We start from the raw sequence: 12,877 nt of genomic DNA, 5'->3' as shown, positions 1-12,877 counted from the left end.
GCAGTGATTTCATTCGGATACATCAAGTCTCGTTCGGGCGCCTGATCTTTCAGAACGGTGCGGGGCGGCGGCGGGGCTTCCCGTCTGATTTGGCTTGCGCTCTACCGGAACATGGACATCCCAGCGTCTCATCGCGGTGTTCGGGACTGCGACCGGGCATATGACCATCACGCTCGGTTTCGAGCGGCCATAGCTCTTCGGCGTCCACCGTGTTTCGAGCGGGACCGCGCATCGGGGAACCAGCGTCTTCAGGTTCGGCTCCAGCACGTCCCATTGCTGATGCCCCCTGGCGTTTTCGTGCGAAATGAAGTGCCTGGCCTCCTCGCGGAATTCGAACAGGCCGTGCGTGTCCTTGGTGGAGCGATCGGTCTCGATGCTCCAGGAGGCAAGGCACAACGCGCAAGCCGACAGGGCAGCGCTTGAGAGTATCGATCGAAACAATGGTGCGCCCTCAGAAGCCATATGGGTCCCCCTCCCGGGAAGCGGAAGACTACCCAAATTCGGCACGAACCTTCAAGGCCTCTCGGCGGAAGCGAGCGCCTTCGTACGTGTCCCATCGATCCCGCGCCAGTGCGGCCGACGATGTCTGCGCATCGCGAATTGGCAGTTTCAGTGGAACAACCGCCGCCAACAGAAGTTTGCCTTCAAAGCAAACTCGAGCGGCGGCCGATGTCATTCTCTCCAAACCAGGGTGTGTTGAGCACCCCACCCCGGATCTATTATGTCAATCCACTCCTTCTTCAGGGTATCGATGCGTGGCGCGAGGTTTTCGACCATGCGGCGGAGACCGGGTTCGACCGTGTGCTGACGGCACCTCTCTTCGACCGGGGCGGGGAGCGCAGCATCTTTGCTTCTCAGGATCTGGGCCGCCTCGATCCTCAACTGTCGCTCGGAAGTGCAGTCGAGGATGGGGTGGCGCGCCTGACGGACGCTGCCCGCAAGAGCGGCGTCGCCTTGATGATGGACCTGATGCTCGACGGCAAGGCCCGGGATCCCGAGGCGGGCTTTCATCCTGTCGATCCGAGACGCTCACCATTGGATCCGACGGAGCCGATGAGCGCGATGGCGGCTGAGTCTCAATCCCGGCTGTTGGAAGAATGGACCGAACGGCTGCGGGGGCTGGTCGGTCTCGGCCTCTCCGGCTACCGGGCGCTCGGGATTGATCGCATTGCGCCGGCTGCGTTCAAATCGTTGATTTCGGCGGTGCGCGAGAAGGCGGACGCGCAATTCCTCGCCTGGACGCCCGGCACTGATTTTGGGGCGAGGAGCGCGGTCAAGAATACGGGCTTCGACGGATGTTTTTCATCGATGGCCTGGTGGGATTTCGACGAGAGATGGTTCGTCGAAGAACACCGCGTCCAGAAGCCGCTCGGCTGGCAGATCGCTTTTCCGGAGCCGCCATTCGGCAGGCGGATCGCGCACGGAACCGAAAGCCGCGAAATCCTCGAAAGGCGCGCCGTCAGGGCGCTGCGCCTTGCTGCTTCGCTCGGCGGCGGCCTGATGGTTCCGATGGGCTTCGAATATGGTGCAGCCACGCCGCTCGATCCGACCCATGGGAACGGAACGGGCTTGCGGGGGCTGCGTCATGATCTGGCCTTCGATATCTCCTCCGAAATTCGCCTTGCGAACACGGAGATCGGCAAGAACCCCCATGTGCCTTCCTCATCGCTTCGGCTCATCCGCAATGCCAGTGGCCCGGTCTCAGCACTGCTGCAATCGGCGGCGGAGGACCTTCGCAGCGCCGAGAATGTGCGGTTTATCCTGCTCAACAGGGACCTTCGGAAAAGTGCGCCAGCTCCGGTAACCGCACTGCGCGAAGCAGCCTCAGGCTTTCTTCCCGTCGCCGCCGACGGCACGGCTCTGCGGCTGCGGGCAGGGGAGACCCTAGTAGTGGAGGGCAAGGCGCCGGCACCGATCACATCCCGGCCGATCCTCGACGTCGCGCAGGCGACAGCATCCCCGCGGCTCGCCATCGAAAACATCACGCCGCAAGTCGACGGCGGGCGCTTTCCCGTCAAGCGGGTGGTCGGCGACACCGTCACCGTCGAAGCGGATATATTCGCCGACGGCCACGACCCGATCGCAGCGGTCCTGCTCTGGCGGCCGCTCGATGCGGCGGACTGGAACGAGACGGAGATGCAACTGGTCGAAAACGACCGCTGGCGCGCTGAATTCCTGCTGGAGCGCATTGGACGCTATGAGTTTGCCGTCGAGGCATGGAAGAACCCGTTTGCGATCTTTCGCTACGAACTGACGAAGAAGAACGATGCCAGGCTGGACCTGAAGCTTGAACTCCAGGAGGGGATAAAGCTCGTCCGTTCGGCCGAGATGCATGCAGGTGCCGCGCTCCGCGCCGAATTAAAGGCCCTCGTCGACCATCTCGAAAGGGCATCCGATGCCGAGCGCACGGCGGTCCTGCTCGATGCCGGGACATCCGATTTGATGAACAAGGCGGACAGGCGGCCGTTTCGGCTTCGCTCGACGGCAAGCGCCGTCGATGCCGAACGCAAGGAGGCTGCCTTTGCCAGCTGGTACCAGATCTTCCCGCGCTCGCAGAGCGGCGATCCGGACCGGCACGGCACCTTCGACGACGTCATCCCGAGATTGCCCACCATCCGTGACATGGGCTTCGACGTGCTCTATTTCCCGCCGATTCATCCGATCGGCTCGACCAATCGGAAAGGCCGCAACAACAGCCTGAAAGCCGGGCCGGACGACCCCGGAAGTCCCTATGCGATCGGCTCCGAGGACGGCGGCCATGACGCCATCCATCCCGAGCTCGGCGAGTTCGAGGATTTCCGCCGGCTGGTCGAGGCGGCAGGCCGACATGGCCTGGAGATCGCTCTCGACCTCGCAATCCAGGCGTCGCCGGATCATCCCTGGCTCAAGGAGCATCCCGGCTGGTTCGACTGGCGCCCGGACGGCACGATCAAATATGCCGAAAACCCGCCGAAGAAATACGAGGACATCGTCAACGTCGATTTCTACACCAGAGATGCGCTGCCTTCGCTGTGGGTGGAACTCAGGGATGTCGTCCAGCTTTGGGTGGACCAGGGCGTCAAGCTGTTTCGCGTCGACAATCCGCACACAAAACCCTTTCCGTTCTGGGAATGGCTGATCGGCGATATCAGGGGGCGTCATCCAGATGTCGTCTTCCTGTCGGAAGCCTTCACCAAGCCGAAGGTCATGTACCGGCTGGCAAAGATCGGCTTCTCCCAATCCTACACCTACTTCACCTGGCGCAATGCCAAGTGGGAGCTTGAGCAATATATGCGGGAGCTGACCGAGACGGCGCCGAAGGAATTCTTCCGCCCCCATTTCTTCGTCAACACGCATGATATCAATCCGGATTTCCTGCAGAACGCGCCGCGCCCGGCCTTTCTGATCCGCGCAGCACTTGCCGCTACCCTTTCGGGGTTGTGGGGCGTCTATAACGGTTTCGAACTTTGCGAGGGGCGTCCCGATGCCAAGCGCAAGGAATATGCCGACAGCGAAAAGTATGAGATTCGAGCCTGGGACTACGACCGGCCGGGCAATATCATTGCCGAAATCAGGACGCTCAACCGCATCCGGAACGAAAACACCGCGCTGCATTCGCATCTCGGGTTGACGCTGCTGAACGCGCGAAATGACAATATCCTGTTTTTCGAGAAGGCAAGCCGTGCCCGCGACAACGTCCTGCTGATCGCCATCAGCCTCGATCCCCACAATTTCCAGCAGAGCGACGTCGAGCTGCCGCTCTGGCAGTGGTCGCTGGGCGACGGCGGCACGCTGGATGCCGAAGATCTGATCGGCGGGCATCGTTTCAAGTGGACCGGCAAATGGCAGAGCATCAGTCTCAATCCTGAGGTCCTGCCCTATGCGATCTGGCGTATTCGCTCAAGGGAGGCATGAATGGACACGATGAATGCAGATAGCGCGCCGCAGCCGCTCTGGTACAAGGATGCGATTATCTACCAGCTGCACATCAAGTCGTTCTACGATGCCAATGGCGACGGGGTCGGCGACTTCGCCGGCCTGCACCAGAAGCTCGATCATATCGCAGCCCTCGGCGTCAATGCCATCTGGCTTCTGCCTTTCTTTCCCTCTCCGCGCCGCGACGACGGCTACGACATCGCCGACTACGGCAATGTCAGCCCCGATTATGGGACGATGGAGGATTTCCGAGCCTTCGTCGACGCCGCCCACCAGCGCAATATCCGCGTCATCATCGAGCTCGTCATCAACCACACCTCCGATCAGCATCCCTGGTTCCAGCGCGCGCGCCAGGCGCCGGCGGGATCGCCGGAGCGCGACTTCTATGTCTGGTCCGATACCGATCAGAAATTTCCGGAAACGCGCATCATTTTCATCGACACGGAAAAATCCAACTGGACATGGGACGCGGTCGCTGGCGCCTACTACTGGCACCGCTTCTATTCCCATCAACCCGACCTTAATTTCGATAGCCCCCTTGTCATGGAGGAATTGCTGAGGGTGATGCGTTTCTGGCTGGAAACTGGCATCGACGGTTTTCGCCTCGATGCGATCCCCTACCTTGTCGAGCGCGAGGGCACGATCAACGAAAACCTGCCGGAAACCCACGTGATCCTCAAACGCATACGCGCCGCGCTCGATGCCACTCATCCCGGCGTGATGCTGCTTGCCGAGGCCAATCAATGGCCGGAGGACACGCGCGAATATTTCGGAGAGGGCGACGAATGCCACATGGCCTTCCACTTCCCGCTGATGCCGCGCATGTACATGGCGATCGCTAAGGAGGACCGGTTTCCGATCACCGATATCCTGCGCCAGACGCCGGAGATTCCAGACAACTGCCAATGGGCGATCTTCCTTCGCAACCACGACGAGCTGACGCTCGAAATGGTGACCGACGCCGAGCGGGACTATCTCTGGGAGACCTATGCATCCGACAAACGTGCCCGCATCAATCTCGGCATAAGGCGGCGCTTGGCGCCGTTGATGGAGCGCGACCGCCGGCGGATCGAGCTGATGAACGCGCTTCTTCTCTCGATGCCGGGGACGCCGGTAATCTATTACGGCGACGAAATCGGCATGGGCGACAATATCTATCTCGGCGACCGGGATGGGGTGAGGACGCCGATGCAATGGTCTCCGGACCGCAATGGCGGGTTCTCCAGGGCAGATCCGGCGCGTCTCGTCCTGCCGCCCGTCGCCGACCCGCTCTACGGTTTCGAGGCCGTCAACGTCGAGGCGCAGAGCACGGACGCGCATTCGCTGCTCAACTGGACGCGCAGAATGTTGGCGTTGCGCGGCAGGCATCCCGCCTTCGGGCGTGGCACGCTGCGGTTCCTTTCACCGGAGAATCGCAAGATCCTTGCCTATCTCAGGGAGTATGAAGGTGAGGTCTTGCTTTGTGTTGCAAGTCTCTCGCGGCTGCCCCAGGCCGTCGAACTCGACTTGTCGAGCTTCGAGGGGCGTGTTCCCATTGAACTGACCGGCATGTCGCCGTTTCCGCCGATCGGCCAGTTGACCTATCTGCTGACCTTGCCGCCCTACGGTTTCTTCTGGTTCCAGCTGACGGCTGATGCCGACCCGCCGGCGTGGCGAACCGCACCACCGGAACAGCTTCCCGATCTGTTGACGATGGTCATCCGGCGTAACCTGCTCGACCTCGTGGATGAACCGGGTCATGCACGCATCCTGAGCGGCGAAATCCTGCCGGCCTATCTCTCCAAGCGGCGATGGTTCGGGGCAAAGGACCAGGCGCTTCAGGCCGCCCGACTGATCTCCGCGACACCAATCCCATTCGCCGACGGCGTCGTCCTCGGCGAGTTGGAGGTCGTGCTGCCGAACCACAGCGAATCTTACCAACTGCCGCTCGCGGTCGCCTGGGACGATGCGCACCCGTCCGCGCTTGCCCAGCAGCTTGCGCTTGGGAGGATTCGCCAAGGTAGACGCGTCGGTTTCCTCACAGACGGATTTGCCGTGGAGGCAATGGCGCGCGGCATTCTCCACGGACTTCGCGACCGCTCGCGCACCACCGGCCGGACCGGCACGCTCGAATTCATTGGGACAGAACAGCTCGACAGTCTCGATATTTCAGACGAGTTGCCGGTGCATTGGCTATCGGCTGAACAATCCAACAGCTCGCTGCTCGTCGGCGACGTAGCGATGATCAAACTGATCAGGCACATCTTCCCGGGCATCCATCCGGAAGTCGAGATGACGCGCTACCTCACCCGCGCCGGCTATGACCACACGGCGCCGTTGCTCGGCGAGGTCGCACATACCGATTCCAGCGGACGCCGTTCGACCTTGATCATCGTCCAGGGCGCGATCCGCAATCAGGGCGACGCCTGGAACTGGATGCTGAACAATCTGCGCCGTGGGGCCGACGAACTGGTGCTGAACGATCCGGCGGTCCAACCAGACGACGACGTCTTCCGGTCGCTGATCAGTTTCGTCGCGATGGTGGGCCTCAGGCTCGGCGAATTGCATGTCGTGCTCGCTGCGAAGACCGGGGACGAGGCCTTCAGCCCGGTGGTAGCAGGCGACAGCGAGGTCGAGGCGATGAGGAAGGCCGTTGCCGGGGAGCTCGCCTATGCCATGTCGAAGCTCGATGAACGCGACGAGAATGCCGACCCCGCAATCGACCTGCTCGCAGCGCCGCTTCTCAAGCGTCGTTCCGAACTCGCAGACCTCGCCGCGACGCTGGCGGAGAGCGCCCGCCATACGCTGATGACGCGCACGCATGGCGACTTCCATCTTGGCCAGATCCTCGTCAGCGAGGGTGATGCCGTCATTATCGACTTCGAGGGCGAGCCTGCGAAGAACCTGGCCGAGCGCCGCGCCAAGACAAACCCGCTGCGCGATGTCGCCGGGCTTTTGAGATCGCTGAGCTATCTCGTGGCCACCGCCCAGCTCGATAATGACGCGGTCATCGAACACGACAACGAGGTCCGTCGCGAGGCGATCGCCCGCTTCGGGCGCCATGCCGAGGAGGCCTTTCTCGATGCCTATTCGCAGGCGGTTTCCGTATCGAAGGAGCTTGACATGCCAGCCAATCAAAGACGGAGGGTTCTCGATGCCTTTCTTCTCGAAAAGGCCGCCTACGAGATCGCCTATGAAGCCCGCAACAGGCCGAAATGGCTTCCGATCCCGCTATCCGGCCTTACCGAAATCGTATCGCGTCTGGCGGGGGTCAAGGCATGAATGTTGAGCGCTCGGAACTCCTGGCGGGCATCGGACAGGATGCGTTATGGGCCTTGATCGAGGGGCGCCACGGCGATCCCTTTTCGATCCTCGGTCCCCACGAAAGTGGCGGCATGACGATCGTGCGGGTGTACCTGCCCGGCGCGGAAGCGGTCGATCTCATCGATGCGACGAACGGTCGTGTGGTGACGCCGTTCAGCATCGCCCACCCGTCCGGCCTGTTTGCGGCGGCCGCCGCTTCGAGGACGGGATACCGGCTACAGATCACATGGCCGGATGCAGTCCAGATCACCGAGGACCCCTACAGTTTCGGTCTGCTGCTCGGGGAACTCGACCTCCATCTGATATCGGAGGGCACCCACTATAGTCTCAGCCGGACGCTCGGCGCGGTTGATATGTCGATCGACGGTATATCAGGCGTTCGTTTCGCCGTGTGGGCTCCGAATGCACGCCGCGTCTCGGTTGTCGGCGACTTCAACGCCTGGGACGGGCGGCGAAACCCGATGCGGCTGAGACAATCGGCGGGCGTGTGGGAGCTGTTTATCCCCCGGCTGGCACCCGGCGAAAGATACAAGTTCGAGATCGTCGATGCGCAGGGGACCTGCCTGCCGCAGAAGGCCGATCCGGTGGCGAGGGCGAGCGAGGCCGCCCCATCCACCGCGTCCATCGTCGCATCGTCGACGCCGTTTCGATGGACCGATGACGGCTGGATGAAGGGCCGGTCCCGGCAAGACAGGCTGGAGGGCGCGTTCTCCGTTTATGAGGTGCACGCCGGTTCCTGGCTTCGCGATCAAAAGGACGGCAACAGGTCGCTCGACTGGGTCGAACTCAGCCAACGGCTCGTTCCCTATGTCAGAGACATGGGCTTTACCCATATCGAGCTGCTTCCGATCATGGAGCATCCGTTCGGCGGATCCTGGGGCTATCAGCCGCTCGGCCTGTTCGCTCCGACCGGCCGATATGGGACGCCTGAGGATTTCGCCTATTTCATTGACCGGTGCCATGGCGCCGGGCTCGGCGTCATCCTCGACTGGGTGCCCGCCCATTTTCCCACCGACGTCTGGGGGCTTGCCCGCTTCGACGGCAGCGCGCTCTACGAGCACGAAGATCCGCGCGAAGGCTTTCACCGCGACTGGAACACGCTGATCTACAATCTCGGCCGCAAAGAGGTGAAAGGGTTCCTGATCGCCAGCGCGCTGGAATGGCTAGAGCGCTACCATATCGACGGTTTGCGGGTCGACGCCGTGGCCTCGATGCTTTACCGCGACTACAGCCGCAACGAGGGCGAATGGATTCCCAACCAATATGGTGGTCGCGAGAACCTGGAAGCGGTCGAATTCTTCAAGCACCTGAACAGCATCATTCACGAGCGCTGCCCGCACGCGATGACGATCGCCGAGGAATCGACGGCCTGGCCCGGGGTGACGAAGCCGCCGGAGCAAGGGGGGCTGGGCTTCGACATCAAATGGAACATGGGCTGGATGCATGACAGCCTGAGCTACATCGAGAAGGATCCGATTTACCGGAGCTACGCCCATGGCACGATGACCTTCGGAATGCTCTATGCCTATTCCGAACACTTCATTCTGCCGATTTCACATGACGAGGTCGTCTACGGAAAGGGCTCGCTGCTGACGAAGATGCCGGGCGACGAATGGCAAAAATTCGCCAATCTGCGCAGCTACCTCGCCTTCATGTGGGGCCATCCCGGCAAGAAGCTCTTGTTCATGGGCAGCGAAATCGCCCAGCCGGGCGAGTGGAATCATGACGGGTCGGTGACCTGGGATGTGCTGGACAGGCCTCAGCATGTGGGGATTCAGCGGCTGGTGAAGGATCTGAACGGCCTTTACGGGGGCGAGCCGGCATTGCAGTTCGGCGACTTTCATCCGGAGGGTTTCGAATGGGCGGCAGCCGACGACGCCGTCAATTCCGTCCTCGGCATGCTCCGTTATGCGCCCGATCGCGCTTCGACGGTCCTGGTCATGTCGAATTTCACGCCGGTGCCGCGTTACGGCTACAGGATCGGTGTGCCGAGAGACGGTGTGTGGATCGAGAAGATGACGACGGATGCACGGGAATATGGCGGCTCTGGCCTGGTCAACGGCGCGGTGTCGACCGAACCGGTGCCCGCCCATGGCAGGCCCGTCTCCTTGTCGCTGACGCTGCCGCCGCTATCGACGATCTTTCTGCAGGGACCGTCGCCTTGAGCGGCTTCAGCCCTTGCGCTTCATTCGGTGGGCGGAGCCGGATGAATGAAAGGCCAAGGGCTCGCCTCGGATCCCTTCTCGATGGGAACCTCGATGAGAACAGGTTCGTCGAGAGATAGGGCTTTCTCGATCGCGTCTTTCAATTCGCCAGGGCTCGTCACCTTGAATGAGCGAACGCCGAAGCTCTCGCCAAGCGCGACAAAGTCTGGATTGGTGAGTTCCGAGCCAAGATAACGGCCTTTATACGCCTGCTTCTGGTCACGCAGTACGTTGCCATAGGCCGAATTGTTGAAGACGATGGCGATGACATTGATCTTATGCTGGACGGCGGTGGCAAGTTCCTGAACCCCGAACATGAAGCCGCCATCGCCGGAAACAGAAATAACGGCCTTGTCGGGATTGGCGACTTTCACGCCCAAGGCCGTGTTGAAGCCGAAACCCAGATTGTCCTGATAACCGCATGTGACGTACTGACGAGGGGCATAGACCGGGAATGCAAATCGGGCGGTAAAGCCCATCTGGCAGATTTCCTCGACGAAGAAGCCGTCCCTCGGGAGGGCTTCGCGGATGGCATCGAGATAGGCGAGCTGCGGCTGCACGGCCGAGAAGCGAGACCTGGCCTCTTTGTTGAGCTCGGCAAATTCGCGCGTGCGATCCGTGCGGCCGGAACCTGCCAGGGCATCGAGAAGAGCCTGCGTTCCAGCTTTGGCATCGGCGACCACCCCAACGTTCGGCTTGAGACGGACCATCTCGGTCGGATCGATATCGATGCGGATCACCTTGAGATCCTTGGGAAGCCACTTCCACCGCATGAATTGCAATTCGAGGCGGCTACCCACGCCGATCAGAACATCGGTGTCCTTCCAATATTCGTAGGCGGCGACGAAATTCAGGTAGTTCGGGTGGTCGTCGGCGACGATGCCCTTGCCGGAGCGATGGGACGTGACCGGCGACTGCAGCAATTCCGCAAGAGCAGCGATCTCCGCTCCAGCATCCACCGCGCCGCCGCCAACCATGATCATCGGATTCCTGGCGCCTGATATCAGTGCCGCCGCGGCAGCGATTTCATCAGGGTTGACGGCCGGATGAGACGCTGTCGTGCCGACCGGCAGATCGATTTCGGGGCCGGATTGTCCAAACACGTCCCACGGGGTTTCGACCGCTCCCGGACCCTGGCGGCCGGAGAGCATTTTGGCGACGATCTCGGCCATGACAGGGCCGGTTTCGGACTGGTGATTGATCCGCTCTGCGGTCTTTGTGATTCCGCGCATCGTCGCGAGTTGATCCGGTAATTCGTGCAACTGCCCTCTGCCTTGACCGATCAAGTGGGACATGATGTTGCCGGTGATGCACAGCACCGGGGCATTGGCGCCGTAAGCGGTGCAAAGAGCTGCCCCGGAATTGAGGACGCCTGGGCCGGGAACGACGGTATAGGCACCGATCCGGCCGGTGGATTTGGCATAACCATAGGCCATGTAACCGGCGCCCTGCTCGTGCCTGGTGTGAATGAACCGAATTTTGTCACTGGCACCGTAGAGAGCATCGTTAAAATCATACATGTGGGCGCCCGGGATGCCGAATACGGTATCGATCCCATGGGCGACGAGTGAACGGGTCATTGCCTGACCGGTCGTTTCTTTCCTGCTCATCCGGAGGCTCCAATGGCTTGAATTCGGTCAGGCGCCCGTCGGCGATTTCAGGCAGCCTTCGGCTCTGAGCGCCGCGACGATGGCGTCGGCGTCGGCCGGTTGCATGCCCGCAACGTTCATACGCCCGGAATCCGCCATGTAGATGCCGTGGCTCATTCTGAGCGCCACTGCCGTTTCCCTGGACATGGAGAGATTGGAGAACAGACCGCGTTGCCTGCTTATGAAGGCCAGATCAGGGGAGGCGGCGGCCAGCGCCGCACGATTGCCGTTGACGCGCAGGCACATCTCTTCAAGCTCAGCGCGCCACATGGCCGACATCTCTTCGCTTTCGAGAATGGTCCTGACGACTGCGGCTCCATGATCGGGTGGCATGGACCAGTTGACTCGAGCAAGTGCCGCCATGTTACTTTCGGCCTTCCTGAGGGCATCCTCATTGCGGGTCTTGACATAGAGCGCTCCGACGCGCTCGCGATAGAGGCCGAAATTCTTGTCGCAGGAATAGGCGATCAGCGCCTCATCGACCACGTCGAGGATCATGCGCGTCGGCGCGGCGTCCTGTTCGAGACCGTCACCAAGGCCCTGATAGGCGAGGTCGATGAACGGCACCAGCCTATGCGTAACAAGAAGCTCGGTGATCCGCCGCCACTGTTCCATGGTAAAATCGATGCCGGTCGGGTTGTGGCAGCAACCGTGAAGCAGCACGACGTCGCCTTCCCGAGCAGAAGACAAGGCGTCGACCACGCTTTCGAATTTCACTTGCTGCGACATCAGGTCAACGAAAGCGTACTCCTTTACCGGCAGGCGCGCCGAGCTAAAGATCGGCGCATGATTTGGCCAGCTTGGTGTTCCGAGCAGAACCTTCGCCGATGGATTTGCCGCTTGGATGAGCTCAGCACCGAGACGCAGGGCGCCGCTTCCACCGGGTGTCTGAATGCCGACAAGGCGTTGAGTAAACTTTGGCGATTTTCCGAAGATGATGGGTTGCAGGAGGCGCACGAATTGCAGATCACCTTCCGCCAAGATATTTCTTGCTGTCCTGGGTCTCCAGGAGAAACTGCTCCGCTGCCTTCACGGCACGCATCACCGGCGTGCGTCCCATAGTGTCACGATAAACCCCGACGCCGAGGTCGATCTTGCCGGGGCGATCGTCGGCCTGAAAGGCCTTGATGAGTGCAAGCAGGCTGTCGGCTGGCCGGCTGTTCAGTTTGTCAAACACAAGTCCACCTCGTTTTCGTAACTCTAAGTCGGAGACTAACGGAGCTTTCGCGGCGAATTTCTGCGATTATCTCCCCGTGACGGCGCATCCATGCAGACAATCGGCGCAACATGGCTATGATGTGCAGAAATTCTCCGTCTCGGTGTGGTGGTCATGCTTGATCAGTTCGATATCAAATTGCTCGCCGCTCTCCAGCAAAACAGCGAGGTGACGCAGAGCGAACTGTCTCAGAAGGTCAATCTCTCCGCGACCCAATGCGCGCGCCGTTTGGAAAGGCTGCGCAATGAGAAATATATCCAGAGCGTCGTGGCCATCCTCAATCCCGTGAAACTGGGTTTCACCGTCGTTGCTCATACTCTTGTCAGCTTGAGAGCACATACCGAAGGCGGAAACGAGCAGCTTCATCGCTTTATCGAGACCGCGCCGGAGATTCTGGAGTGCTATTCGCAGACCGGCGACGCCGACTTTCTGATGAAGGTCATGACGCGTGACCTCGAACATCTCAGCCAGTTTCTCGAAAGAATGATCCGGGTCACCGACAATCTGGCGTCGGTGAAGTCAAGCATCGTCCTCAAAACACTGAAAAAGACGACCGCTTTGCCGCTGCAGATCGTGACGTGAGAGCCGCT

General features: G+C 61.0%; 6 protein-coding genes and 1 pseudogene. 4 read left to right on the top strand and 3 right to left on the bottom strand.

Annotation, left to right across the window (positions count from 1 at the left end; all coding sequences use genetic code 11):
- Positions 1-9 precede the first annotated feature (9 nt).
- The gene (locus tag C3Y91_RS16940; RefSeq protein ID WP_032988752.1) at positions 10-462 is read right to left on the bottom strand and encodes a hypothetical protein; all 453 of its coding nucleotides are present in this window, start codon (positions 460-462) and stop codon (positions 10-12) included.
- Positions 463-669: 207 nt separating this feature from the next.
- Between C3Y91_RS16940 and C3Y91_RS16935 the strand changes: the two genes are divergently transcribed.
- From C3Y91_RS16935 to glgB, 3 genes are read left to right on the top strand one after another with little or no spacing between them, the layout of a single operon-like run.
- A complete protein-coding gene (locus C3Y91_RS16935) occupies positions 670-3,894 on the top strand; it encodes an alpha-1,4-glucan--maltose-1-phosphate maltosyltransferase (RefSeq protein WP_024319680.1) in 3,225 nt (1,074 codons plus the stop codon).
- Positions 3,895-7,176 carry a maltose alpha-D-glucosyltransferase gene (treS, locus tag C3Y91_RS16930; RefSeq protein ID WP_168575610.1) on the top strand — a complete coding sequence of 1,094 codons (3,282 nt, stop codon included), beginning with the start codon at positions 3,895-3,897 and terminating at the stop codon, positions 7,174-7,176.
- Positions 7,173-9,383 carry a 1,4-alpha-glucan branching protein GlgB gene (glgB, locus tag C3Y91_RS16925; protein WP_168575609.1) on the top strand — a complete coding sequence of 737 codons (2,211 nt, stop codon included), beginning with the start codon at positions 7,173-7,175 and terminating at the stop codon, positions 9,381-9,383. The genes treS and glgB overlap by 4 nt, the downstream gene beginning before the upstream one ends.
- 20 nt (positions 9,384-9,403) lie before the next feature.
- On the opposite strand, the gene C3Y91_RS16920 is transcribed toward glgB, so the two are convergent.
- A complete protein-coding gene (locus C3Y91_RS16920) occupies positions 9,404-11,032 on the bottom strand; it encodes a thiamine pyrophosphate-dependent enzyme (RefSeq protein WP_168575608.1) in 1,629 nt (542 codons plus the stop codon).
- Positions 11,033-11,059: 27 nt separating this feature from the next.
- A pseudogene (locus tag C3Y91_RS16915) lies at positions 11,060-12,248 on the bottom strand (amino acid aminotransferase).
- Between the two features lie 153 nt (positions 12,249-12,401).
- Here C3Y91_RS16915 and C3Y91_RS16910 point away from each other — a divergent pair.
- Positions 12,402-12,869 (top strand): Lrp/AsnC family transcriptional regulator, encoded by a 468-nt coding sequence (locus C3Y91_RS16910; protein WP_018073018.1) that lies wholly within the window; start codon positions 12,402-12,404, stop codon positions 12,867-12,869.
- Positions 12,870-12,877 lie beyond the last annotated feature (8 nt).

Origin of the sequence: Rhizobium ruizarguesonis, assembly GCF_012349115.1 — a bacterium.
GTDB lineage: Bacteria > Pseudomonadota > Alphaproteobacteria > Rhizobiales > Rhizobiaceae > Rhizobium > Rhizobium ruizarguesonis.
Note: the sequence above shows the minus strand (reverse complement) of the source record. Positions and strands in the feature narration are given on the sequence as shown.

What these genes read in the sequence shown, in the direction of transcription:
- C3Y91_RS16935 (WP_024319680.1), top strand. Translation starts at nt 670, where the DNA reads ATGTCATTCTCTCCAAACCAGGGTGTGTTGAGCACCCCACCCCGGATC.
- C3Y91_RS16910 (WP_018073018.1), top strand. Translation starts at nt 12,402, where the DNA reads ATGCTTGATCAGTTCGATATCAAATTGCTCGCCGCTCTCCAGCAAAAC.
- glgB (WP_168575609.1), top strand. Translation starts at nt 7,173, where the DNA reads ATGAATGTTGAGCGCTCGGAACTCCTGGCGGGCATCGGACAGGATGCG.
- treS (WP_168575610.1), top strand. Translation starts at nt 3,895, where the DNA reads ATGGACACGATGAATGCAGATAGCGCGCCGCAGCCGCTCTGGTACAAG.
- C3Y91_RS16920 (WP_168575608.1), bottom strand. Translation starts at nt 11,032, where the DNA reads ATGAGCAGGAAAGAAACGACCGGTCAGGCAATGACCCGTTCACTCGTC.
- C3Y91_RS16940 (WP_032988752.1), bottom strand. Translation starts at nt 462, where the DNA reads ATGGCTTCTGAGGGCGCACCATTGTTTCGATCGATACTCTCAAGCGCT.